The organism is Mycolicibacterium setense (assembly GCF_000805385.1).
Taxonomy (GTDB): domain Bacteria; phylum Actinomycetota; class Actinomycetes; order Mycobacteriales; family Mycobacteriaceae; genus Mycobacterium; species Mycobacterium setense.
Genome location: NZ_JTJW01000010.1, coordinates 249,624 through 270,728, shown reverse-complemented (window position 1 = coordinate 270,728; position 21,105 = coordinate 249,624). Strand labels below are relative to the sequence as shown.

Annotated in this window: 25 protein-coding genes and 4 tRNA genes; 18 read left to right on the top strand and 11 right to left on the bottom strand. The window is 66.7% G+C overall.

The annotated features are described in order from the left end of the window. Positions 1 to 61: 61 nt before the first annotated feature. A complete protein-coding gene (locus QQ25_RS26615; protein WP_039382071.1) occupies positions 62 to 1,072 on the top strand; it encodes an oxygenase MpaB family protein in 1,011 nt (336 codons plus the stop codon). A gap of 10 nt (positions 1,073 to 1,082) precedes the next feature. Here QQ25_RS26615 and QQ25_RS26610 read toward each other — a convergent pair whose 3' ends face one another. Both QQ25_RS26610 and QQ25_RS26605 read right to left on the bottom strand, forming a co-directional pair. Next, positions 1,083 to 1,439: a DUF732 domain-containing protein gene (locus tag QQ25_RS26610; protein WP_039325026.1), complete on the bottom strand. Its 357-nt coding sequence runs from the start codon at positions 1,437 to 1,439 to the stop codon at positions 1,083 to 1,085. Positions 1,440 to 1,646: 207 nt separating this feature from the next. Further along, a tRNA-Lys gene (locus QQ25_RS26605) sits at positions 1,647 to 1,722 on the bottom strand. A gap of 134 nt (positions 1,723 to 1,856) precedes the next feature. Between QQ25_RS26605 and QQ25_RS26600 the strand changes: the two genes are divergently transcribed. The 3 genes from QQ25_RS26600 (at position 1,857) to QQ25_RS26590 (ending at position 2,156) form a co-directional block, all read left to right on the top strand. Beyond that, positions 1,857 to 1,929 (top strand) — tRNA-Glu (locus tag QQ25_RS26600). 35 nt (positions 1,930 to 1,964) lie between these two features. After that, positions 1,965 to 2,041, top strand: a tRNA-Asp gene (locus QQ25_RS26595). A 41-nt stretch (positions 2,042 to 2,082) separates the two neighbouring features. Next, a tRNA-Phe gene (locus QQ25_RS26590) sits at positions 2,083 to 2,156 on the top strand. A 131-nt stretch (positions 2,157 to 2,287) separates the two neighbouring features. On the opposite strand, the gene QQ25_RS26585 is transcribed toward QQ25_RS26590, so the two are convergent. Next, a complete protein-coding gene (locus QQ25_RS26585; RefSeq protein WP_039382690.1) occupies positions 2,288 to 2,803 on the bottom strand; it encodes a UCP032817 domain-containing protein in 516 nt (171 codons plus the stop codon). A gap of 481 nt (positions 2,804 to 3,284) precedes the next feature. On the opposite strand from QQ25_RS26585, the gene QQ25_RS29880 reads away from it, so the two are divergent. Both QQ25_RS29880 and QQ25_RS26575 read left to right on the top strand, forming a co-directional pair. Next, positions 3,285 to 3,764, top strand: a complete 480-nt coding sequence (locus QQ25_RS29880; protein WP_052236092.1) for a hypothetical protein — start codon at positions 3,285 to 3,287, stop codon at positions 3,762 to 3,764. 50 nt (positions 3,765 to 3,814) lie between these two features. Continuing rightward, positions 3,815 to 4,078 carry a hypothetical protein gene (locus tag QQ25_RS26575; RefSeq protein ID WP_131546237.1) on the top strand — a complete coding sequence of 88 codons (264 nt, stop codon included), beginning with the start codon at positions 3,815 to 3,817 and terminating at the stop codon, positions 4,076 to 4,078. A gap of 208 nt (positions 4,079 to 4,286) precedes the next feature. Here QQ25_RS26575 and QQ25_RS26570 read toward each other — a convergent pair whose 3' ends face one another. The 4 genes from QQ25_RS26570 to QQ25_RS26560 all read right to left on the bottom strand — a co-directional run bounded on the left by QQ25_RS26570 (position 4,287) and on the right by QQ25_RS26560 (position 7,095). Further along, positions 4,287 to 5,045 (bottom strand): L,D-transpeptidase, encoded by a 759-nt coding sequence (locus QQ25_RS26570; protein WP_409370980.1) that lies wholly within the window; start codon positions 5,043 to 5,045, stop codon positions 4,287 to 4,289. 96 nt (positions 5,046 to 5,141) lie between these two features. Continuing rightward, positions 5,142 to 5,324 carry an SCO6045 C-terminal-like domain-containing protein gene (locus tag QQ25_RS30315; RefSeq protein ID WP_082017701.1) on the bottom strand — a complete coding sequence of 61 codons (183 nt, stop codon included), beginning with the start codon at positions 5,322 to 5,324 and terminating at the stop codon, positions 5,142 to 5,144. Then, positions 5,321 to 6,187: an MbnB/TglH/ChrH family RiPP precursor modification enzyme gene (locus QQ25_RS26565; protein ID WP_039382066.1), complete on the bottom strand. Its 867-nt coding sequence runs from the start codon at positions 6,185 to 6,187 to the stop codon at positions 5,321 to 5,323. The genes QQ25_RS30315 and QQ25_RS26565 overlap by 4 nt, the downstream gene beginning before the upstream one ends. Continuing rightward, the gene (locus QQ25_RS26560; RefSeq protein WP_039382684.1) at positions 6,184 to 7,095 is read right to left on the bottom strand and encodes a TIGR04222 domain-containing membrane protein; all 912 of its coding nucleotides are present in this window, start codon (positions 7,093 to 7,095) and stop codon (positions 6,184 to 6,186) included. Before QQ25_RS26560 ends, QQ25_RS26565 begins: the two co-directional genes overlap by 4 nt. A gap of 228 nt (positions 7,096 to 7,323) precedes the next feature. On the opposite strand from QQ25_RS26560, the gene QQ25_RS26555 reads away from it, so the two are divergent. The 5 genes from QQ25_RS26555 to QQ25_RS26535 all read left to right on the top strand — a co-directional run bounded on the left by QQ25_RS26555 (position 7,324) and on the right by QQ25_RS26535 (position 11,735). Beyond that, complete coding sequence (locus QQ25_RS26555) at positions 7,324 to 8,184, top strand: phosphoribosyltransferase family protein (protein WP_052236091.1); 861 nt, start codon at positions 7,324 to 7,326, stop codon at positions 8,182 to 8,184. A gap of 2 nt (positions 8,185 to 8,186) precedes the next feature. Beyond that, the gene (locus QQ25_RS26550) at positions 8,187 to 9,728 is read left to right on the top strand and encodes a nicotinate phosphoribosyltransferase (protein WP_052236090.1); all 1,542 of its coding nucleotides are present in this window, start codon (positions 8,187 to 8,189) and stop codon (positions 9,726 to 9,728) included. Positions 9,729 to 9,740: 12 nt separating this feature from the next. After that, positions 9,741 to 10,421 (top strand): NUDIX hydrolase, encoded by a 681-nt coding sequence (locus QQ25_RS26545; RefSeq protein ID WP_052236089.1) that lies wholly within the window; start codon positions 9,741 to 9,743, stop codon positions 10,419 to 10,421. A 96-nt stretch (positions 10,422 to 10,517) separates the two neighbouring features. Further along, positions 10,518 to 11,087 carry a YdcF family protein gene (locus QQ25_RS26540; protein WP_039382065.1) on the top strand — a complete coding sequence of 190 codons (570 nt, stop codon included), beginning with the start codon at positions 10,518 to 10,520 and terminating at the stop codon, positions 11,085 to 11,087. Positions 11,088 to 11,135: 48 nt separating this feature from the next. Beyond that, complete coding sequence (locus QQ25_RS26535) at positions 11,136 to 11,735, top strand: TetR/AcrR family transcriptional regulator (protein ID WP_039325017.1); 600 nt, start codon at positions 11,136 to 11,138, stop codon at positions 11,733 to 11,735. Here QQ25_RS26535 and QQ25_RS26530 read toward each other — a convergent pair. Beyond that, positions 11,728 to 12,204: a DUF2834 domain-containing protein gene (locus QQ25_RS26530; protein WP_039382063.1), complete on the bottom strand. Its 477-nt coding sequence runs from the start codon at positions 12,202 to 12,204 to the stop codon at positions 11,728 to 11,730. The genes QQ25_RS26535 and QQ25_RS26530 overlap by 8 nt on opposite strands. Before the next feature lie 83 nt (positions 12,205 to 12,287). Here QQ25_RS26530 and QQ25_RS26525 point away from each other — a divergent pair, with 83 nt between their 5' ends. Both QQ25_RS26525 and QQ25_RS26520 read left to right on the top strand, forming a co-directional pair. After that, the gene (locus QQ25_RS26525) at positions 12,288 to 12,893 is read left to right on the top strand and encodes a TetR/AcrR family transcriptional regulator (RefSeq protein WP_039382061.1); all 606 of its coding nucleotides are present in this window, start codon (positions 12,288 to 12,290) and stop codon (positions 12,891 to 12,893) included. A 49-nt stretch (positions 12,894 to 12,942) separates the two neighbouring features. Continuing rightward, the gene (locus QQ25_RS26520) at positions 12,943 to 14,499 is read left to right on the top strand and encodes a phytoene desaturase family protein (RefSeq protein ID WP_039382059.1); all 1,557 of its coding nucleotides are present in this window, start codon (positions 12,943 to 12,945) and stop codon (positions 14,497 to 14,499) included. 3 nt (positions 14,500 to 14,502) lie between these two features. Here QQ25_RS26520 and QQ25_RS26515 read toward each other — a convergent pair whose 3' ends face one another. Next, positions 14,503 to 14,850 carry a UBP-type zinc finger domain-containing protein gene (locus tag QQ25_RS26515; RefSeq protein ID WP_039382058.1) on the bottom strand — a complete coding sequence of 116 codons (348 nt, stop codon included), beginning with the start codon at positions 14,848 to 14,850 and terminating at the stop codon, positions 14,503 to 14,505. Positions 14,851 to 14,882: 32 nt separating this feature from the next. Between QQ25_RS26515 and QQ25_RS26510 the strand changes: the two genes are divergently transcribed. Next, positions 14,883 to 15,323: an SRPBCC family protein gene (locus tag QQ25_RS26510; RefSeq protein ID WP_039325007.1), complete on the top strand. Its 441-nt coding sequence runs from the start codon at positions 14,883 to 14,885 to the stop codon at positions 15,321 to 15,323. Positions 15,324 to 15,337: 14 nt separating this feature from the next. On the opposite strand, the gene QQ25_RS26505 is transcribed toward QQ25_RS26510, so the two are convergent. Continuing rightward, entirely contained in the window at positions 15,338 to 15,814 is a 477-nt protein-coding gene (locus QQ25_RS26505; protein ID WP_039382056.1) for an Hcp family type VI secretion system effector, read from the bottom strand. 107 nt (positions 15,815 to 15,921) lie between these two features. Next, positions 15,922 to 17,589: an alpha-keto acid decarboxylase family protein gene (locus QQ25_RS26500; protein ID WP_039382054.1), complete on the bottom strand. Its 1,668-nt coding sequence runs from the start codon at positions 17,587 to 17,589 to the stop codon at positions 15,922 to 15,924. A gap of 17 nt (positions 17,590 to 17,606) precedes the next feature. Between QQ25_RS26500 and QQ25_RS26495 the strand changes: the two genes are divergently transcribed. The 4 genes from QQ25_RS26495 to QQ25_RS26480 all read left to right on the top strand — a co-directional run bounded on the left by QQ25_RS26495 (position 17,607) and on the right by QQ25_RS26480 (position 21,035). Continuing rightward, positions 17,607 to 18,689, top strand: a complete 1,083-nt coding sequence (locus QQ25_RS26495; RefSeq protein ID WP_039325001.1) for a CaiB/BaiF CoA transferase family protein — start codon at positions 17,607 to 17,609, stop codon at positions 18,687 to 18,689. A 59-nt stretch (positions 18,690 to 18,748) separates the two neighbouring features. Continuing rightward, complete coding sequence (locus tag QQ25_RS26490; RefSeq protein ID WP_039382053.1) at positions 18,749 to 19,651, top strand: universal stress protein; 903 nt, start codon at positions 18,749 to 18,751, stop codon at positions 19,649 to 19,651. Beyond that, positions 19,644 to 20,516 (top strand): universal stress protein, encoded by an 873-nt coding sequence (locus QQ25_RS26485; RefSeq protein ID WP_039324996.1) that lies wholly within the window; start codon positions 19,644 to 19,646, stop codon positions 20,514 to 20,516. The genes QQ25_RS26490 and QQ25_RS26485 overlap by 8 nt, the downstream gene beginning before the upstream one ends. 75 nt (positions 20,517 to 20,591) lie before the next feature. Beyond that, on the top strand, positions 20,592 to 21,035 hold the full coding sequence (locus QQ25_RS26480) for an SRPBCC family protein (RefSeq protein ID WP_039324994.1): 444 nt from the start codon (positions 20,592 to 20,594) through the stop codon (positions 21,033 to 21,035). Positions 21,036 to 21,105 lie beyond the last annotated feature (70 nt).

Sequence of the window (21,105 nt, the reverse complement as noted above, 5' to 3'; positions counted from 1 at the left end):
TGACAACGTATGTAGTCACATTTCACAGAGAACCATCGTCTTGCCGGCAGAAAGCGCACCTGTGACACAAGATACTTCTGAGACATGCCCCGTGACCAGCGGATCCGCTGCGGTGGCCGCGGGCTGCCCGGCCGCCCCCGGCGGCTACGAGGCGCCGCCGATCCCGCTGGGACCGGATTCGCTGACGTGGAAGTACTTCGGCGACTGGCGGGGCATGCTCCAGGGGCCGTGGGCCGGATCGATGCAGAACATGCACCCGCAGCTCGGTGCGGCGGTGACCGAGCATTCGATCTTCTTCCAAGAACGTTGGCCCCGCCTGTTGCGCTCGCTGTACCCCATCGGCGGCGTGGTGTTCGACGGCGACCGCGCGCCGCGGACCGGTGCCGAGGTGCGCGACTACCACGTCAACATCAAAGGGACTGACTCGCAGGGGCGCCGTTACCACGCGTTGAATCCCGAGGTCTTCTACTGGGCGCATTCCACGTTCTTCGTCGGCACGATCATCGTCGCGGACCGGCTCGCGGGCGGGATCTCCGAGGCCGACAAGCGGCAGCTGTTCGAGGAACACAAGCAGTGGTACTCGATGTACGGGATGAGCATGCGGCCAGTACCGGAAACCTGGGAGGACTTCCAGGTCTACTGGGAACACATGTGCCGCAACGTATTGGAGAACAACCAGGCTGCTCGCGATGTGTTGGATCTCAGTGAGCTGCCGAAGCCGCCGTTCGCGTCGAAGCTGCCCGACTGGATGTGGGCCGTGCAGCGTAAGTACCTGGTGCACCCGTTGTTCGTCTGGTTCACCGTCGGCCTCTACCACCCGGCCGTGCGGGAGCTGATGGGATACACCTGGTCTGAGCGCGACGAGAAGTTGCACCGACTGCTGGGCAAAGTGGTTGGCAGGGTGTTCAACCTGGTGCCCCCGCGGCGGCGCATGCATCCACGGGCGCGCAGCGCCTGGGACCGTGCCTCCGGACGACTTCCGGCCGACGCTCCGCTGGTGCACACCCCGGCCCGCAACCTGCCGCCAATCGGGCACCGCGACAACGGGATGCACTACTGCCCGAAGGTCTGAACAGCCCGCCTCAGCGCCCGACGAATGCGGCGTTCTGTGGGCAGTACACCTTGACCGCGCCCCGCACCAGGTTCGCGGCTTGGTGTTTGTCGATACCGGCCTGATTCATCAACTGGCTGATGACTCCCCGTACGGTGCGGGCGGGCTCGATCTTGCCCTTCGTGAGTGCGTCACAAACCCCGCGGCCGACCTGCCCTGCCTCCTCGGCCGAAGTGGTGGGGATGTTCAGGTCTTTGACGATCGTGAAGAACTGGTCGTCCTGGGCGTCGGCGTGGGCCGGTGCGACCCCGAATGCGGCACTGGCAGCCAGCGCGGCGGCACCGATCGCGGTGGCCAGGACTCGGGTACGCGGGCGCCGGGAGAGCATTCGGTGACTCCTTCATTCGAACTGTCGACCCGAACGCGAAGAGTTCACGCTCGGTCCACTTCCGACCCCCGGGCATAACGATAAACGGGTGTGGCTCGTGGTGCTCACGCATCCCCGGACCTGTGAGGCGGCTGTAGCGGAGCGTGTGAACGGCTCACGCGCAGAGCGCGTGCGCCGCACCGTTACCCGCCGCGTGGGCGGGGTGTGTGGTGCCCCCACTAGGACTCGAACCTAGGACCTGCGGATTAAAAGTCCGTAGCTCTACCAACTGAGCTATAGGGGCGCGAAAAGACAGGGTACAAGATGGATGATTTTGGTGTTACGACCACCGGGTTTGAGGATTTGGGCATCTGTACCCTAAGCTATCGAAGCTCCCAACGAACGAGGTTGATGAGTACCCCGGAGAGATTCGGACAGGCCCCCATCGTCTAGTGGCCTAGGACGCCGCCCTTTCACGGCGGTAGCACGGGTTCGAATCCCGTTGGGGGTACGCACCACGGAAACGTGGAGCACGCAGGAAAGCAAGGCCCTGTGGCGCAGTTGGTTAGCGCGCCGCCCTGTCACGGCGGAGGTCGCGGGTTCGAGTCCCGTCAGGGTCGCCATCACGGCGAGGCAGTTCGGTTTGCAAGAGCCGGTGCCTTCCGGCCAGGTAGCTCAGTTGGTACGAGCGTCCGCCTGAAAAGCGGAAGGTCGCCGGTTCGATCCCGGCCCTGGCCACTGAGATAGCCCGCTATTCGTAGCGGGTTTTTCTGTGTCTGGGGCCGGGCCCGCGGCGAGCGCTCGATGACCCAGAGCGACCATTGAGGATCTAATCGCCCGCGCGGTGGCCCCGCCGCCAGACTGGTTTGTCACCCCGACACGGAAACGCCGGCCCGGCCGGTCAGCGCCGCCTCGATGTCCGCGACCCGGTGCGCAGCGATGCCCCATGGCTCATCGAGCCCGAGGCGAGAGTCCAGATCCCACAGGACGCAACATTCACCCGGCTCAGCGACCATGGACCAAGCGATGACGGTGCGGCGCAACTGTTCGTCCATGCACTCTCCGGCCGCAGCGACGGCAGGCGGCGCACCGCCCTCGGGATGGTGGTGCAGGAACCGCCCGTAGGCGGCGTCACAGAACGCCGCATAGCGGACGGTGCACAGGATCAGGCCATGCCAGGCTTCATCGACCGCACGCGAGGGCATCCCGATGGTCTGACCGTCGCGCAGCGCTACCGCACAGCATCGAAACCACTGTCGCAGACCGGTTTCGATGAGTTCACGCGGCTGCCAGGGGCAGGTCTTGAACACCGCCTCCGGCAATTCCAGATCAGCGATCACCTGCCCGGCGGCATGCCGGGCGCGAGCCCTTCGCAGCGTGATCATCAGCAGCCACCGCCGCAGCCGCCCCCGCCACAACTGCTTCCGCCGCCGCAGCCGCTGTGGCCACCAGCGCAACCCGAGTGGCCCCCATGACCTACGTCGCCGAGACCGAAGTCAGCACCTGTCGCCCAGATGGCTGCTCCGCCGGCGCCGGCAACTGACCCGAACCTCCCGCGGCGGGCAGTCCCAAGCCCACCAAGCCGCCGCCGTTTGAGGGTTGCGAAGATCGCGACGAGCGCCAGGTCGAACGCGATGACCACCACCGGAATCAACCACCACATGATCTCGTCCTCCCGTGCCGTCTATGTCGTTACGGGACAAAGCGGACCACACGCGGCGACGCTACCGATCCCAACTCCGGTGGGGTTCTTGTGATCGGTAGCAGCGGTTGCGAGAAACTATGTCTGACATGAGCACTGCGACGGCTCAGGAGCTCCAGGCACGTGTACGCCGCTGGTCACGAATACAAAGCTTGGCTGCTGGGATGGCGCTCGTCGGTATCGCGCTCCCGTTCGCCACGTTGGGGATCGCACTACTGGTGCAGCAGGTTACCGGCGACGACAGCGTCTTCACTGTTCTCATCTGGACGACCTGGGTAGGCCTCGCGCTCCTTGTCGTCGGTGCATTCCTGGAGACCGAAGCACAGGACCGGGTCCGCGAGTCGAGGTTCGCCGCTGGCTACAAGTCGACCGGCATGGTCGACTTCCGGAACGCGGAACCATCCTCGGAGATCGGCGGACACGACACGTTCACGCTCGTGATCAGCGCCGACTTTCCCGGAAAGGAGAAGATCCACCGGCGGCTCTACAGTCAGGACTACCCAGCAGACGCTTACGTGCATGTCGGGCAGGTCGTGGTCTTTCGCCATACCAACGACGATCCCGACGACCTGGACGACATCCAGTTTGTGCGGTTCGCAGGCATCGGCGGGAATCCCGATACGGTCACAGTGGGAGACGAGTAATGAACAGCCTTGTCCGGTTTCTGGACGGTAGCTGGTCCTGGAATTCGTGGATGACGGAGATCGTGTTCGACTTGCTTGAGGATCGTCTGCCCGACGGTGATCGCAAGGCCGAGATCGTCGAGTTGCGTGACAACAACATCCTGATGCTTGACCTACGTGATCGGTCGCAGGAGCAGCTCGTTGCGATCATCGCCAACGAGCTGAACGGTTACCTCGCGGATCGATTCGATGCCGATACACGGAAGAACTTTGAACAGGGGTATTCCGAGTTGCTCCGGTTGGCGGCGGCGCAGCATCGCCGCAATCATGCCTAGGGGCGGCACCGCGACGAAGTGCCATGCATTGATCGGCTACGCGGAAGTACGACGATGGCTGATTCAGGATCAGCCTGACGACGGGCCGTGTCACACGGGACGGTGACCCTGTGGACATCACGCCGAAGAAGCGCCACGAGATGTGGCAACCGGCGTCAGATCGACTGCTGACAACGATCGTCGGAACCGTCGCGGCGCTTCTCGAGACCTAGATCTGCCAGTCGTTGGAGCCGTCGTGCCGGGTGTAGGTGCCGGTCGAGTTCTCGACGATGATGGGATCGCCGGGCTTGACGTTGTCGAAGAACCACTTCGCGTTGGCGGGGCTGATGTTGATGCAGCCGTGACTGACGTTGCGCTTGCCCTGGTCAGCCACAGACCATGGGGCGCTGTGGACGAAGTCGCCGCTGTCGTCGAATCGGACGGCCAGATCGACGTTCAGCTTGTATCCGTTCGGCGAGTTGACCGGAACGCCATAGGTTGACGAATCCATCACCACCGAGGGCATCTTCTCCTGCACGTAGAAGGTGCCGTTCGGAGTCTGGTGGCCGCCGGATGCCATGCCCATCGACATCGGGATGGTTTTCTCCACGGTCCCGTTACGGGTGACGGTCAGTTGGTGGGTGGTGTCATTGGCCGTGGCCACCAGCGTGTCCCCGGTGTTGAAGCTGGACACCGTGCCGGCGGCGTCGACGGTGACCGAGGTGTGGGCGGGCCAGAAGCTCAGCGGACGCCAGCGCAGTTGCGTGGGAGTCATCCAGTAGAACTTGCCGGGCACTTCCGGGACGGACGAGATGTGGATGGCGTTTTCGGTGGCACCGGCGTCATCGACGGGGCCCGGGAAGTTGATGATGATCGGCTGGGCCACACCGACGGTCGAGCCGTCGGTCGGCACGAGCCTCGGCGGCTCGAACGGCACCGGATCTGCCTGCGCCGCACCGGCACCCAGCACCAACGCACAACCCACCATCGAAGCCGCTCCGGCCGCTTTCACAGCGCCGAAAAGTCGTTCCCTCGTCCAGTCACTCATCTGATCATCGTGTCACGCTGGTCGCTGTCCGGTATTTCAGCGCCCTACGGGCCACCACCAACGCCGACGGGTACTCGCACCCGAGTGCGCGTCGCGCTTGTGACGGCACACCTCGCCCGCCGCGGCCACTGCGGCGGGATCGAAGCCCGGCGGCACGGGGCCGCCGGCTACCAACGCCCGAACCAGAGCCTCCTGACGTGCGGCCAATGTGTTCGTCATACCCACACCTCCCTTGCCCCGGTCGTGATCGGAGCGGCCCCGGCCGCCACGGCGATCGTGTCCAACTCGTCGAAAAGCTCTGCGGCGGGCGGAAACTGGCCATCGCGTTCCAACATGAAAGGGGTGTCGACCCGTTCCCGCAGCGCTGTGACGAGGTCCAGCACCTCCGGCGGGGTCGGAGCGGTGTGGGTGTCGTGGTAGAAATCCTCGCCCTGCCGACCCCCTGCGACATGGCTGTAGGCCACTCGCTCCACCGGCAGCCGCTCCAGCTCCCGCAGCGGATCACGTCCGCGGTTGCGTGCGTTGGCGTAGACGTTCGCCACGTCGAGAACCAACAGCACCCCGGTGCGTTCCACCAACTCGGTGAGGAACTCCGACTCGGTGAGATCTGACTCCGGCCATTCGACGAAGGAGGCGATGTTCTCCAGTGCCAGTGGCACGGGAAGCTCGCGACGAGTGCGGTCGATGTTGGCCGCCAGCACGTCGAGCGCTTCGTGCGTGCGGGGCACCGGCAGCAGATGCCCGGCTTCGATCCCGCCGGCCCGGACAAGGGCGATGTGCTCGCTGGCCACCGGGGAGCCGAGTGCTTCCGCGCAGGCCGCCAGCCTGCGTACTCGCTTGGGCTGCACGGGTTCTGCGCCGCCCAGCGAAAGTGCTACGCCGTGCGGGATCACCGGGATGCCGCGGGCGGCAAGATCCGACAGCGCCGGGTCGGGCCGAGCTCGACGGCGACGGATCGGGATCGACTCGGCGATCACCTCGCAGAACCCGGGCCGCAGATCGGCGATCACCCCGGCGATCTCACGCCGCCAGCCGAGGCCCACATCGCCCAGTGCGGGCACGGTACGGCTCGCGGCACTCATCCGCCGCAACCTCCGCAGCCACCACAACCACCGCAGCCGCCGCCACCGCCACCACCGCCGTCGCCCCCGCAGGAGGCACCGCAACCGCCGCCGTCGGCGCCGCCGGAGGAATCGCCGGCCAGTTCCACCGACGTCGAGTAATCGGAGTCCAGCATCCACAGTGCGCCGGTGCCGAACAGCGCCACCGACATCGCCACTGCTGCCGGGCCGTAGGTGTCGAAGGCGGGGCGCTTGGCCGGTTCCAGATAGGCCAGTTCCTTCTGCTGGGCGGCGAGTAGCCGGCGGCCCGCGCGGGTCAGGCGATTCACGCCGAGCAGGTGCGGGAGCGCAAACGCCCCATACAGGACGGTGGCCAGCACGACGGCGCTGAGGGTGGCCGCGTGGAGCGGACGGTCGGACAACGACGTCAGCAGGTACACGCCGTAACCGATGCCGACCACCATCATCACGATCGACGGTGCTGTGCCCCAGCGCATGCGGGCCCGTTCGGCCCTGGTGCGCACCAGGCCGCGCAGGCTCAAGTGCTCTTCCAGCGCTGCGAGCTCGTCGCCGGCCGCCGCATACAGACCCGACACGGTGTGGTCCGAGTCGGCGTCGACGCGTTCCAAGATCTGTCCGGTAAACCGGTCGATCTCCGGGCTGCGCACAGCGTGGTCCACCCGTCCGTCGGCCGTGATACGTCCACTGGCGCGCAGACTTGCCAGCGAGCTCACCACCGGTGCGATGTCCGATCGCAGAAACGCCAGCTCTGTCGGGCTGAGCGGCTCGGTCACCGCGGGACGCCGCGGGGCAACCGCGATCCGCCAGAGCACCGCGAAGACCACTGTCGTTGCCAATGCGGCGAGATATCCGTACCCCTGTGCGGTTATCGCCTCGGTGTACAGATCGAGCGATTTCTTCATCGACATCACATCACCTCCAGGTGTTTCGGTTGAGATCACCTTGCGTGCGTCAAACTCCTTACCGGTCACAACTTTCAGCGGATCTGTGGTCCCGCCAGCGTGCATGGCGGGGGACAAGGGCTGTTGAGGAGTTGGTGGCTGTTGTCTGAGGAAATTTCGCGTCATCTACGGGTGCGATCAGTGCCATGAAAGAGATATGGGCAAATATGCCCATATCTCTGGTACGCTTCGATCATGAGCCTGAGCTTCCACACCTTCGACCCCGTCACCCCGCAGTTGCGCGCCGCACCTGGAGCCGTAGAGGCGTACCCCGGCGGCGACGTCGCAGTCCGTCACCTCGAACCGGTCTCCGGCGGGCGCCCGGTCGCCTGGAATACCGGTGGCGCACTGGATTTCGCCGCACTGGCGCAATGGGCCGCCTTCCATGAGGGCGCACGTCCGGTTCTGGTGATGCCGTATCTGCCGTCGGCGCGAGGTGATCACGACGCGACCTACGACGCACAGGGTGTCGCACGCCTGACTGGGGCGACGGGGATCCGTGACGTGATCGCGGCCGACCCGCACTCCGGGGCGTGGGCTGCGGCGGCCGCAGCCCACGGAACGACAGTCCACTCCGTCAGCGCCACCGAACTCATCGCAACATCGACTCTGGCCGAGATCGCCTGGGACGGTGTGATCGCGCCCGACAAGGGTGCCGTCGACCGCGCCGGCGCCGTTGCGGACAAGTTAGGCGTGCCGCTGCTGACCGCGGGCAAGGTGCGCGACCCGAAGTCGGGGGCCCTGTCGGGCTTCGCCGCGCCGGACGGGCTCACCGAGGGTCGGTACCTGCTCGTCGACGACATCTGCGACGGCGGAGGCACTTTCGCCGGTCTCGCACAGGCGATCCGCGAAACCGAGCCCGCTGCCGAACTGCACCTGTGGGTGACGCACGGGCTGTTCACCGGGCGGTGGCGCGAGAACCTGCTGCCTCACTTCGCGTCGATCACCGCCGCGAACACCAGCCCCGACGTCGACCCGGATGCGTTGCCTGCCGAAGTCCAGCAGGTGCCGCTGATCGGGCACGTCGTGTCCTTGCTGACCGAAATGGAGAACTGATCATGACTTTCAACCCGCGCGACTACCGCCGCGACACCCTGGATGCGCTGACCGTGTTGATGGAGACCGACGCCTACAAGCTCGATCACCGCAGGCAGTACCCGGATGGCACCGAGTTCGTGTACTCCAACCTGACCGCCCGCGGCAGCCGCATCCCCGAGGTTGACTGGACCGTGTTCTTCGGGCTGCAGGCATATCTGACCGATCTGGCGGCCCGCTGGCAGACCTTCTTCGACGCCGACATCGACGAGGTGTGCCGTGCCTACGACGAGCGTGTCACCGATATTCTGGGTCCGAACGGTGTTGGTTCCGAGCACATTCGGCAGCTGCACGCGTACGGAAGGTTGCCGCTGCGGTTCCGGGCGCTGCCCGAGGGGACCGTCACCCCGCTGGGGGTGCCGTACCTGACGGTGGAGAACACCGAACCGCGGTTCTTCTGGCTGACCAACTACATCGAGACCGATCTGTCGGCCGCGCTTTGGCAGCCCATCACCTCGGCCACCACGGCCTGGCGCAACCGCTGCCTGCTGGACGAGCGCGCCGCTGCGTCCGGCGCCCCGCTGGCGGCGGTCGACTGGCAGGGCCACGACTTCTCGGCCCGCGGCATGGCCGGCATGGGTGCGGCGTCGGTCAGTGGCGCCGCGCACCTGCTGAGCTTCACCGGCACCGATTCGCTGTCGGCACTCGGATGGATCGACCGGTTCTATCCCGGCTCACCCGACGGGACCGTGCTGGGTGGTTCGGTGCCGGCCACCGAGCACTCGGTGATGACTGCGAACGGACCCGAGGGGGAGCTGGCCACCTTCGAGCGACTGCTGGCCCTGTATCCGTCGGGCATCGTCTCGGTGGTCAGCGACAGCTGGGACCTGTGGCAGGTGATGACGGAGTTCCTGCCCGCGCTGAAGGACACGATCATGGCGCGCGACGGAAAGCTGGTGATCCGCCCCGACTCTGGCGAACCAGAGCTCATCCTGTGTGGCGATCCGGCCGCGCCGGCCGGTAGCCCGCAGCGCAAGGGTGTGGTGAATCTGCTGGCCGAGACGTTCGGGACGATCGAGAACGCCGCGGGCTACCGAGAACTGGACCCGCACGTCGGAGTGATCTACGGCGATTCCATCAATTTCGAACGGGCCGATTCGATCACCACGAACCTGATGCGGCAGGGTTATGTCTCGACCGTCCCGGTCTTCGGATTCGGTTCCTACACATACCAATTCGTCACCCGGGACACCTTCTCGCTGGCGGTCAAGGCGACCTGGGTGCAGGTGGGCGGGCAGGGCCGCGACATCTTCAAGGAACCGGTCACCGATTCGGGCACCAAGCGTTCGGCGCGCGGTCGGTTGGCGGTGCTGGGCGGCATGGACGGCTCGCTGGCGCTGGTGCAGCGGGCCACCGCGGATCAGGAAGCCAATTCACGGCTGCGGACGGTCTTCGAGGACGGTGTGCTCACCGGCACCACGACGTTCGCCGGGGTGCGCGCCGAGCTCCGCGCCAGTTGGGCGCGATTGCGGGCCGCGACGGCCCGACGAGAGCAGGTGGCATGACAGAGTTGGGATGTGCGTGACGAACCCGCAGACGATCGGCGCACATGGCTGTCGGTGGACCTCGTGGCGATCACCGACGATCCGGAGGACCCGGCGCTGGTGCTCTACCGCCGTGAACGTGACCCGCACGCCGGGCAGCTGTCGCTGCCCGGCGCGGTGATGGACCCGGCGAAGGGACAGACGGTGGCACAGACGGCCGGCTGGATCGCCGGCGAGCGTGCGCATGCGCACGTCCTCGATGGCACCGAGCCGTTCCCGATCACCGTGGTATCCGATCCCGGCCGTGATGAGCGCGGTCACACGGTGTCATTGGTGTGCCTCACCCGGGTGCATGTTCCTGAGCCCGGTTCGGGGGCGGTGTTGGTCCGGGCGGGTGACCGGATGCCGGCGTCGATGCCGTTCGGCCACGACAGGATGCTGGCCGCGGCCGCGGGCCGGGCGTTCGACGGGCTGTTCACCGACGGGGCGGTGGCGCGGGCGCTGGTGTCGACCGACGCCGCACACGGGGCCACCGGGACCGGGCTGTGGTCCACCTTGCGGCTGTTACATCACTTGGCCGGGCGGGATCCGGAACAGGCTCCCACTGCCGAGGCGGTGCGCCGGCGCCGGTCCAGGACGACGGTGCTGGTGGCGGGCGGCAAGGTGGCCGCTGTCACGCGGCCGGAGACGGTGTACGTGAGCGTGGCGGAATGAGCGGCGCGGTTCGGCACTGATGCCACATTTGCCCGATCGGTAACATCGACCTCATTGGCAACGACATTCACAAGTGTCGCAGCTGTTGGGGGTGAGATGCGGAACGGCGTGCGGGTTCTCGTCGCGGCGCTGGTGTGCGCCCTGGCCCTGATCGCCAGTCCGGTGCCCGCTCCGGCCGCGCCGGCAGTGGCGGGCAAGGACTTCACCAAGCCCGCCATCGTCATCCTTGGTTACGGCCTGAAGCCCGACGGTTCGATGCGCGCCATCCTGTATCACCGCGTCCTCACCGGCCTCGCCATCGCGCAGGCGTTTCCGCAATCGCCCGTCATCGTCACCGGCGGCAACCCGCGGAACGGACAGACCGAGGCCGGCCAGATGCGCAATCTGCTTCTCATGCTCGGTCTTCCGGCCAACCGCATCATCGTCGAAGACCGGGCCAACAGCACGGTTCAGAACGCGCAGTTCTCGGTTCCGCTGGCGAAGAAGGCGGGCGCGACGGGAATCATCGTGGTGACATCGTCGACACATCAGGGGCGCGCCGACCAGAACTTCGCCGACGCCGGGGGCACTGTGCTGGCCACGGTGAGCTTCCCCGACGGCAATCCGTCGGTGAACATCGCCCAGTTCGTGCGCGACGTGCTGAGCCCGCTGACACCGATCGGCTGAAACAGCACCACCACGCACCCCTGGCCGGCATTACGATGACTGCCCGAGATGAACAGTCCCACCACGTCGGTCGAGGCCGGCAAGAGCGCGTTCCGATCGCGACTGCTCGCTGCCATGATCGAATCGATCGTGGAGGACGGTTATCAGAACACGACCGTCGCTGACATCGTGCGCCGGGCCAAGACGTCGCGCCGTACCTTCTACGAGCATTTCGCGAGTCGCGAGGAGTGTTTTGTGGCGCTGTTGACCAGCGTCAACACCAAACATGTGCGTGAGGTCGCCGGGGGAGTGGACCGGACTGCGCCATGGCAGGACCAGGTCCGCCAGGCCGTCGAGGCGTGGATCGCCTCATATGAGGCCAACCCCGCGTTGATGCTGGCCTGGATTCGCGATCTCCCGACGCTCGGTGCCGCAGCGCGGGCCATGCAGCGTGAGTCGATGGAGAATTTCATCGCCATGGTGCAGGCGATGACGAACAGCGAAGCGTTCCGCTCTGCCGGTGTGTCGATCTCGCGGCGTCGCACGATCATGATGATCGGCGGGTTGCGCGAGCTCACCGCGATCACCGTGGAGAGCGGTGGTCAGATAGGGGAGATCACCGAGGATGCGGTGGCAGCGTGCACCGCGATGCTGAGACCGCTCAACTGACGGCGACTGCCGCCTGTTGGTGGCGGCGCTGCCGTTCGATGGTGGCGAAGTAGAAGGCGAACGCGAACGCGAAGCTGGTGAACAGGCTCGCCACGAAGAACAGCCAGGGGTGACGGATGCCGCGGCGCAGCCCGTCGATGATGGTAAACAGCGGCAGCAGAACGACATTGGCAATCGTGTAGTCGGCGCTGGCCGAGCCGGCCGCGGGGTTGGTATACCCCAGCGCGATGAACTCGGCCCAGCTGCCCGGCCCCCAGATCGGGTTGCCGTCCGGTTGCGCGTAGTCCGCGACGAACCGCATGTTGAAGTACCAGCAGATCGGGATCGACGCGAGGCCGACGGCATAGAAGGCGACCTCCACCGCAGAGAATGCGGGCCCGGGTGGGCGGGAGAAGATCTGCGGATTCAGTCTCACGATGAGCGCGACGACGGCGATACCCAGTATCGCGTGAACGATGAGAGACACCATTTCGTGAGCACACTCGCCAACATGAGTTTTGTCAATATTGACATTCTGTGGCGCGGGCTTGCCGATGCGGTAACTTCACCGGCATGGCCAGGCCGGCGCAGACCGCGCGCAGTGAGCGCACTCGCGAGGCGTTGCGCCAGGCCGCGCTGGTGCGGTTCCTCGCCCAGGGCGTCGAGGACACGTCGGCCGAACAGATCGCCGCCGACGCCGGCGTATCGCTGCGCACCTTCTATCGGCACTTCACGTCCAAGCACGATCTGCTGTTCGCCGACTATGACGCGGGCCTGCACTGGTTCCGGGCCGCGCTGGCCGAGCGGCCGGCCACCGAATCGATCCTCGACTCGGTGCAGTCCGCGGTCCTGGCCTTCCCGTATGACGTCGACGCGGTGACCAAGATCGCCGGGATGCGCGCGGCCGAACTCGATCCGGATCGGATCGTCCGACACATCCGGCAGGTCGAATCCGACTTCGCCGACGCGGTCGCCGAGCGGCTCGTGGCGCGCCGAGGCGAGGTGCCGCACGGCGACGACGGGCTGCGGATCGTGGTCACGGCCCGATGCGTCGCGGCCGCGGTGTTCGGTGCCATGGAGTTGTGGATGGTCGGCGACAAGGCCGGAGAGCGCTCACTGCCCGAACTGGCGCGGATGTGCCGGACCGCCCTGGAGGCGCTGCGAACCGGGCTTGATTGATGTTTTGTCATTATTGACAAAACATGCGGGTCGGTGTCAGCCTCAGTCGATGGCGGACTACGACGCGATCGTGATCGGCGCGGGGCACAACGGGCTGGCCGCTGCGGCCATGTTGGCCCGGGCCGGAATGCGGACCCTGTGTCTGGAGGCCAAGCGATATGCCGGCGGCATGGCATCCACCGTGGAATTGTTCGACGGCTACCGGTTCGAGATCGCCGGCTCGTTGCAGTTCCCCACCTCGGCTGTCGTCAGCACCGAACTCGGGCTGGACAGCTTGCCGACCGTGGACCTCGAGGTCATGTCGGTGTCGCTGCGCGGGATCGGAGACCCACCGGTGGTCTATTACGCCGACCCGATGAAGATGCTGGCCCACCTCGGTGAGGTCCACGGCGCCGACGCGGTGGCGGGGATGGCCGGGCTGATGTCTTGGAGCATGGCGCCCACCCGGGCGCTGGGCCGATTCGACGCCGGCCGTCCACCCCGCTCACTCGATGAGATGTATTCCTGTGCGACAACGGAATCCGAGCGGGCCGCGATCGATGACCTGCTGTTCGGATCGGTCAGCGACGTGCTGGACCGCTACCTACCGGACCGGGACAAGCACGGCGCGTTGCGTGGCATGCTGGCCTTTCTTGCGGTCAACACCACCTACCGTGGGCCCGAGACGCCGGGCAGTGCGGCCGCGCTGGCGTACGGACTGGCGGTGCCCGACGAGAACGCCGTGCTGATGAAGAAGCTGGTGGGTGGAATCGGTGCTCTGACCGAACATCTGGGCGGCATGCTGACCGCGGCCGGCGGTGAGCTGCGGTTGCGCAGCAGTGTCGATCGGATATCGGTCGAGGCCGGCCGGATCACCGGAGTACGGCTGGTCGACGGCACGACCATCACCGCGCCCATCGTGGTATCGGCGATCGCCCCGGACACCACGGTCACCAAGCTGATCGACGCCGAGGCGCTGCCGGGCGAGGTGCGCGAGCGGTTCACCCGCATCGACCACCGCGGCAGCTACCTGCAGATGCACTTCGCGCTCGACGGAGCCCCCAGTTTCGACAGCCCGTACGAGATGCTCAACGATCCTGAGATGCAAGCTGCCATCGGGCTTTTCAGCACTCCCGAAGAACTGCAACAGCAGTGGCAGGACGCCCGCCGCGGGATCGTGCCCGCCGATCCCGCGATCGCCTTCCAGATTCCCTCAGCCCACGATCCGACGCTGGCCCCGGCGGGCAAGCATGCGGCCTCGGCGTTTGCGCTGTGGTTCCCCGTCGAGGAGTCCACATCAGGGTACGGAGAGACGAAAGCCGAGATGGGCCGGCGCGTGATCGAGAAGATCGCCCGGTTGGCACCGGATTTCGAACGCCGGATCATCCGCCACACCACGTTCACGCCGCGCCACATGGGAACCATGTTCGGCGCACCGGGCGGCGACTACTGCCACGGTCTCATTCATCCCGAGCAGATGGGTCCCAACCGCCCCGGTCCCAAAGGGTATGTCGGTCAACCGATTCCCATCGACGGCCTGTACCTGGCCAGCGCAGGATGCCACGGCGGCCCCGGAATCACCTTCATCCCCGGCTACAACGCGGCCAAGGCGGTGCTGGCCGGCTAACGGCTAACGGTTCCGCAACTGTTCGGCCCAGTCCCGCGGCACCCGGCCTTTCGGGCCCGGCACCGGCTGATCTTTCGGATGATGCTGCGGCGGGGCGAGCTCGGGCCCGTCGTAGTACTCGTTGGTTTCGAAGTTCCAGAACCAGTCCTCGCCCGGTTCGAACGAGCGGATGATCGGATGTCCGCTTTCGCCCCAGTGCGCCGACGCGTGACGGGCAGGCGAATCATCGCAGCACCCGATGTGCCCGCACGCCGCACAACGCCGCAGGTGTACCCACCAGCCACCCGCGGCCGTGCACTCCGCACATCCGGGTCCGCTGGGACGAGCGGTCGGATCGACGGCATTGCTCATATCCTGAGCCTAGCGCCGAGTAATCTCGCCGCATGGCAACCAGCGATTCCCGTGAAGTAGTCATCGAGGCGACCCCGCAGGAGATCCTCGACGTTGTCGCCGACGTCGAGGCGACACCGAGCTGGTCGCCGCAATACCAGCGCGCCGAGATCCTCGAGAGCTACGACGATGGCCGGCCCAAGCAGGTCAAGATGACGGTGAAGGCCGCCGGGCTGACCGACGAGCAGGTGATCGAATACACCTGGGGCGAGAACAAGGTCAGTTGGACGCTGGTGAGCGCCGGGCAACTCAAGGCTCAGGACGCCAGCTACACCCTGACCCCCGACGGCGACAAGACCAAGGTTCGGTTCGACATCACGATCGACCTGTCGGTGCCACTGCCGGGCTTCATCCTGAAGCGGACCATGAAGGGCGGCGTGGAAACCGCGACCGAGGGTCTGCGCAAGCAGGTGCTCAAGGTCAAGAAGGGCTGAGCCTCCGGGCGCGGTCAGCCGGGCTGGTTGGTTCGCACGTCGAAGATGAAGTGCCTGCCCTCGTCCAAGGAGCCGTCCGGGCGCCTCCGTCGGTACAGCAGGTCGACCTTCCCGAACCGCAGACTCACCGTTTCGGTGTATGGCTGAACCTCGGCGCCGCTCTGGGCGACGGCGGTGACGGTCACATCGGAGAGCTTGACGGTCAGATAGTCCTGGGTTTCGCCGACCTTGCGGTGACTGATCGTGGCCTGTGGCAGATGCCGCCCGGTGGCACAGGTGAGCAGCAGTTCGGGTGTGGCGCTGTCGATGGCGTGGACGAACAGCAGATCCTGAAACGTCGGCCGGCCCGCGCCGCCACCGCCACCCGGTGCCGCGGTGGCGCTGTTGGCGACACCCCACGAGAACGACACCACATCGATCTCGTCGGGATGCCTGATATCGACCGATTCACCTTTGATGTCACCAATTTTCGCGAAGATTTCTGTCGACATCGGACGTTCTCCCTGTGAGGTAGGCGATACAACTGCCATTCCATCCAGGGGGCGCGGCGCCGCATAGAGTAGTGACCTACTCGATTCCGATGTCGCGCGTCGCCGGGCTAGCTCGAATTGGCGTCCGAGGCGGACTGCGCCAACTCGGTCAGCAGGGGCGGGATGTCCATCCGGCCGAGCATCACCTCGACGAACACCATGTGATCGCGCGCGGCCGCGGCCCTGGTCAGGGCATCGTCGAGCTCCCCGAAGGTGCTGACCCGGAACGTGAGTGCATCGGGGACGCCGAGCGCTGCGGGCAGCTCGGTCCAGCGCCACCCGGCGATATCGTTGTATTCGGCTGTGACGCCATGGATTGCGCGTTCCACGGTGTAACCGTCATTGTTGACCACCACCACGACAGGGGCCAGGCCCTCGCGGCCGAACGCACCGAGTTCCTGAATGGTCAGCTGGGCGGCGCCGTCGCCGATCAGCAGCACCGTGCGGCGCAGGCGATCGGCGAGCCCGGCGCCGAGCGCGGCGGGCAGTGTGTAACCGATGGAGCCCCAGAGAGGTTGGCCGATGAACGTCACCCCCGAGGGCAACCGGTGTCCGGCCATCCCGTAGAACGACGTACCCTGATCTGCGAGCACCACGTTGCCGGGGGTCAGTGCCTGAGAAAGCCTGTCCCACAGGGCTTCCTGAGTCAGCGCGGTGTCCCGGCCCGGTGGCTCGACAGGAAGCCGGGCGGGCAGCGGGGGCAGCGCCGGTGACGTGACGCCGCGCTCGCTGAGGATCGCCGTGAGGGCGCCGAGCGCGGCCGCCATGTCCAGTGGGGCGTAGACCTGTCCGGCCACCACACTCTGGTTGACACCGATGTCGATGGTGCGCGCGGGGTCGATACGCTGGCTGAAGAATCCGCTGACCATGTCGGTGAACAACACGCCGGCGGTCACCAGCACCGGCGCGTCCTCGATCGCCTCGCGCACCGAATCCTCGCTGGCCGCACCGGCATAGATGCCCAGATAGTTCGGTGAGCTCTCGTCGACGAGGCTCTTGCCCCACATCAGGGTGGCGTGGCCGACGGTGTCGGCCGCCAGCAGCGCGTTGAGTTCGTCGACGCAGTCCAGTCGGTGCACCAGGAAATCGGCGAGCACGGTCAGCCGATGTTTCCCGATCAGCTCGGCGGCGGCGGCAGTGAACATCGACAGCGCCCGGGGACTCGTGCCGCCGGTGTAGCGGGGCAGCGGCGCGGCGGGAGGTTCGGTGGGGAACCTGGCCACGTCGGTGGCGAGCAACAGGTAGCCGGGCCGCTTCTGCTCGCGCACCTCTGAGAGCACGCGGTCGATCTCACGGGTCGCCGTCGCGGGCGCCAGATTGGCCTGGGCGCAGGTGATTTCGCGGCTGATCCGCAGGAAGTGCTCGAAGTCGCCGTCACCGAGTGTGTGATGCACGATCCGGCGCGCACCCTGGGAATCCTTGGACGGCGCGCCGACGATGTGCACCACCGGCACATGCTCGGCGTAACTGCCCGCGATCGCGTTGGCCGCCGACAGCTCGCCGACCCCGAATGTGGTGACCAGTGCGGCCATGCCACGCAGCCGGCCGTAGCCGTCGGCGGCGTAGCCGGCGTTGAGTTCGTTCGCGCCGCCGACCCACCGAAGCGTCGGGTGGTCCAGTATGTGGTCGAGAAATTCCAGCTGATAGTCGCCGGGAACGCCGAAGACCTCGGTGACCCCGAGTTCTGCGAGCCGGTCGAGTAGGTAGTCGCCGACGGTGTAGGGGTTTTCGCTCATCCTTTAGTGTGCCTCGCATGACCAATACCGGACCGCTCGCCGGAGTGCGAGTTATCGAACTCGGAGGCATCGGCCCCGGGCCGCACGCCGCGATGATGCTGTCGGACCTGGGCGCCGACGTCGTGCGGGTGCGCCGACCGGGTGGGCTGACCATGCCGGCCGAGAACGTCGACCTGCTGCACCGCGGCAAGCGCATCGTGGACCTCGACGTCAAGGCCGAGCCGGGCAAGCTACTGGATCTGGTCGCCAAGGCCGACGTGCTCTTGGACTGCTTCCGGCCCGGAACCTGTGAGCGCCTCGGTATCGGTCCCGCCGAGTGCGAGGCCGTGAACCCGCGGCTGATCTTCGCCCGGATCACCGGCTGGGGCCAGGACGGCCCGCTGGCCACCACCGCCGGCCACGACATCAATTACCTGTCACAGACGGGCGCCCTATCGGCCATCGGCTACCGCGACCGCCCGCCGGTGGCCCCGCTCAATCTCGTCGCGGATTTCGGCGGCGGCTCGATGCTCGTCGTGATCGGCATCGTCACCGCGCTGTTCGAGCGGGAGCGCTCCGGTAAGGGGCAGGCGATCGACGCCGCGATGGTCGACGGGGTCAGCATGCTGTCGCAGATGATGTGGACCATGCGGGCCACCGGATCGTTGCGCGACGAACGTGAGTCGTTCCTGCTCGACGGCGGCGCCCCGTATTACCGGACCTACGAGACCTCCGACGGCGGTTACATGGCGGTCGGGTCCATAGAGCCGCAGTTCTTCGCACAGTTGGTCGCCGGTCTCGGCCTGGACCCCGGCGAGATCCCGGGCCAGTTCGAGCTCACGCGCTACGACGAGATGCGGGCCATCTTCACTGAGCGGTTCGCCACCAAGACCCGGGCGGAGTGGACCGAGATCTTCGCCGGCACCGACGCCTGTGTGACGCCGGTGCTCACCTGGGGTGAGGCCGCCGAGAGCGAGCATCTCCAGGCCCGGTCGACGCTGGTCACCGTCGACGGTGTCGCGCAGGCCGCCCCTGCTCCGAGGTTCTCCCGGACCTCGCCGGCCGCACCCGGACGGCCACCGCAGTCGAGCACCGACATCGCCGACATCGGCTGGAGCTGACAGGCAGCCAGGGTCTTTGGTCCCTGGCCATTGCGACGCGCAGCAGCCACGATGAGGGTGTGACTTCCTCGAACGCACCCGTAGTGGTTGGAATCGACGGCAGCGACGGTGCGCTCGCCGCGGCACGCTGGGCCGGCGCGGTCGCGGCGCGGTTCGGCGTGCCGCTGCGCATCGTGCACGCACTGCCGTCCGTCGGCCGCAACCTGACCCAGACCGCGGCGGCATTCACCGCAGCGATGATGTCGTACCAGCGCGATATGGCGGACGCGTTCCTCAAGGCCGCTGAGCAGGCCGTGCGTGACGGCCAGCCCGAGCTGGCGGTGTCCACGGTCTCGTTCAACGAACCCGCCGATCAGGTACTGATCGACGCCGGAGCCGACGCGCGTCTCGTCGTTCTCGGCGGTAAGACGGTGACCCCGGCCGCGGCGCTGCTGCTCGGGTCGACGGCGCTGTCGGTTGCCACCCGGGCCGCGTGCCCGGTGGTTGCCTTCCGCGGAGACCGGCTCGTGCCGGGGGATGGGCCCGTGGTGGTCGGCGTCGATGACAGTGCAGCTGCGCAGGCCGCGCTTGCGACGGCATTCGAGTTCGCCGATCAGTTCGGGCTGGCGGTCCACGCGGTGCGCTCGCTGTCCTTGGCCGCACCGGCCGAGACCGGTGTCACCATCCCGCTGCTGATCGACTGGGATGGCGTGGAGTCCGCCGAACTGGCCGCCCTTACCGAGACCGTCGGCGGTCACAACAAGCGCCACCCGGGCGTCGATGCCAAGTGCTTCATCGAGCCGGACTCGCCCGGCAAGGCGCTGCTGAAACATGTCGACGACTCCGGACTCGTGGTGGTCGGGTCCAGGGGCCGCAACGCACTGGCCGGTGTGCTGCTGGGCTCGACGAGTCTCAACCTGCTACACCACAGCCCCGTGCCGGTGATCATCTGCCGCGCGGCACAAGGAGATTCGGATGAGTGATCACGACGTACGGCACGGCATCGTCGTCGGAGTTGACGGATCGGCGTCGTCGGACGCGGCAGTCGCCTGGGCCGCGCGCGAGGCCGTGTTGCGGGGCGTGGGGCTCACGCTGGTGAACGCGCTGCCGGGCGCTGCGTCACCGATCTGGCTGGATGTCGCGTTGCCCCAGGACTATTGGGACTACCAGGATCAGCAGGGCCAGGAGGTGCTCGATGCCGCGCGCCGCGTCGCTGTCACCACCATCGCCGGCCATCAGGAGCCTCGGATCATCGCGAAAGCGGTTCCCGGGCATGCGGTTGCCACCCTGATCGACTACTCGCGGCATGCCGATCTGGTGGCGGTGGGTTCCCGTGGTCTGAGCAAATGGGGACGCCGGTTGCTCGGATCGGTCAGCTCGAGTCTCGCGGCTCATGCCCACGGACCGGTCGCCGTGATCCCTGAGAACGACTATCCGTCGGAGGGGCCAGTGGTGGTCGGGGTCGACGGATCGCGCGCCTCCGAGTTCGCCACCGAGATCGCCTTCGACGCGGCGTCGCGCCGTGGTGTGGAGCTCGTGGTGGTGCACACCTGGACCGATCTGAACTCCGAGTTTCCCGATATGAAGTGGGGAGACCTGAGCGCGGATGCCGAGCGGGCGCTTGCCGAGCAGTTGGCCGGGTGGGGCGAGCGGTATCCCGACGTCGTGGTGCGGCGCGTGGTCATGCCCGACAAGCCGGCCCGGCAACTGCTGGCCCAGGCCGAAACCGCGCAGCTGGTCGTGGTCGGCAATCGCGGACGCGGCGGATTCACCGGACTGCTGCTCGGGTCGGTAAGTTCCGCGGTCGTCAATTCCTCGACCACACCGGTGATCGTCGCGCGAGGCTGAGCCCAGCCGTTTCGGTGTTTGCTGTCGGCCGCCAAATGCCGACCTTTGGCGGCCCGGGTCGCTACATTCGGTGATATGGCCGTACGGGCATCACGCGAGGAGGTCTTCGACGCCTCGCCGGAGGCGATCATGGAGGTGCTCGCCGATGTCGACGCGCTGCCGTCCTGGTCTGCACTGCACCGTCGCGTCAAGGTCATCGACCGCTACCCCGACGGCAAGCCGCACCACGTCAGGGCGACGATGCGGTTGCTGGGCATCACCGACAAAGAGCTGCTCGAATTCCATTGGGGCGACCACTGGATGGTGTGGGATGCCGAACCCAACATGCAGCAGCGCGGGCAGCACGTCGAATACAACCTGACCCCGGAGGTGGACAGGACCCGGGTGCGGTTCGACGTCATCGTCGACCTCGCGATGCCGATCCCGGAGTTCCTCGTCAAGCGCGCACGGACACTCGTCCTCGACGTGGCCATCGAGCGCCTGCGGCAGCGCGTCATGAGCCGTTCACGGCGGTCGTGATCAACTCTTCCGGCTTGTCGCCGGTATGGCGCAGCGTGAGCAGAACGGAATAGCCCGGACTGGCCGGGCG

Bases quoted from the DNA above. Each gene is read 5' to 3' on its own strand.
- QQ25_RS26610 (WP_039325026.1), bottom strand. From the start codon at position 1,439: ATGCTCTCCCGGCGCCCGCGTACCCGAGTCCTGGCCACCGCGATCGGT.
- QQ25_RS26585 (WP_039382690.1), bottom strand. From the start codon at position 2,803: ATGATCACGCTGCGAAGGGCTCGCGCCCGGCATGCCGCCGGGCAGGTG.
- QQ25_RS29880 (WP_052236092.1), top strand. From the start codon at position 3,285: ATGGCGCTCGTCGGTATCGCGCTCCCGTTCGCCACGTTGGGGATCGCA.
- QQ25_RS26575 (WP_131546237.1), top strand. From the start codon at position 3,815: ATGACGGAGATCGTGTTCGACTTGCTTGAGGATCGTCTGCCCGACGGT.
- QQ25_RS26570 (WP_409370980.1), bottom strand. From the start codon at position 5,045: ATGGTGGGTTGTGCGTTGGTGCTGGGTGCCGGTGCGGCGCAGGCAGAT.
- QQ25_RS30315 (WP_082017701.1), bottom strand. From the start codon at position 5,324: ATGACGAACACATTGGCCGCACGTCAGGAGGCTCTGGTTCGGGCGTTG.
- QQ25_RS26565 (WP_039382066.1), bottom strand. From the start codon at position 6,187: ATGAGTGCCGCGAGCCGTACCGTGCCCGCACTGGGCGATGTGGGCCTC.
- QQ25_RS26560 (WP_039382684.1), bottom strand. From the start codon at position 7,095: ATGTCGATGAAGAAATCGCTCGATCTGTACACCGAGGCGATAACCGCA.
- QQ25_RS26555 (WP_052236091.1), top strand. From the start codon at position 7,324: ATGAGCCTGAGCTTCCACACCTTCGACCCCGTCACCCCGCAGTTGCGC.
- QQ25_RS26550 (WP_052236090.1), top strand. From the start codon at position 8,187: ATGACTTTCAACCCGCGCGACTACCGCCGCGACACCCTGGATGCGCTG.
- QQ25_RS26540 (WP_039382065.1), top strand. From the start codon at position 10,518: ATGCGGAACGGCGTGCGGGTTCTCGTCGCGGCGCTGGTGTGCGCCCTG.
- QQ25_RS26535 (WP_039325017.1), top strand. From the start codon at position 11,136: ATGAACAGTCCCACCACGTCGGTCGAGGCCGGCAAGAGCGCGTTCCGA.
- QQ25_RS26530 (WP_039382063.1), bottom strand. From the start codon at position 12,204: ATGGTGTCTCTCATCGTTCACGCGATACTGGGTATCGCCGTCGTCGCG.
- QQ25_RS26525 (WP_039382061.1), top strand. From the start codon at position 12,288: ATGGCCAGGCCGGCGCAGACCGCGCGCAGTGAGCGCACTCGCGAGGCG.
- QQ25_RS26520 (WP_039382059.1), top strand. From the start codon at position 12,943: ATGGCGGACTACGACGCGATCGTGATCGGCGCGGGGCACAACGGGCTG.
- QQ25_RS26515 (WP_039382058.1), bottom strand. From the start codon at position 14,850: ATGAGCAATGCCGTCGATCCGACCGCTCGTCCCAGCGGACCCGGATGT.
- QQ25_RS26510 (WP_039325007.1), top strand. From the start codon at position 14,883: ATGGCAACCAGCGATTCCCGTGAAGTAGTCATCGAGGCGACCCCGCAG.
- QQ25_RS26505 (WP_039382056.1), bottom strand. From the start codon at position 15,814: ATGTCGACAGAAATCTTCGCGAAAATTGGTGACATCAAAGGTGAATCG.
- QQ25_RS26500 (WP_039382054.1), bottom strand. From the start codon at position 17,589: ATGAGCGAAAACCCCTACACCGTCGGCGACTACCTACTCGACCGGCTC.
- QQ25_RS26495 (WP_039325001.1), top strand. From the start codon at position 17,607: ATGACCAATACCGGACCGCTCGCCGGAGTGCGAGTTATCGAACTCGGA.
- QQ25_RS26485 (WP_039324996.1), top strand. From the start codon at position 19,644: ATGAGTGATCACGACGTACGGCACGGCATCGTCGTCGGAGTTGACGGA.
- QQ25_RS26480 (WP_039324994.1), top strand. From the start codon at position 20,592: ATGGCCGTACGGGCATCACGCGAGGAGGTCTTCGACGCCTCGCCGGAG.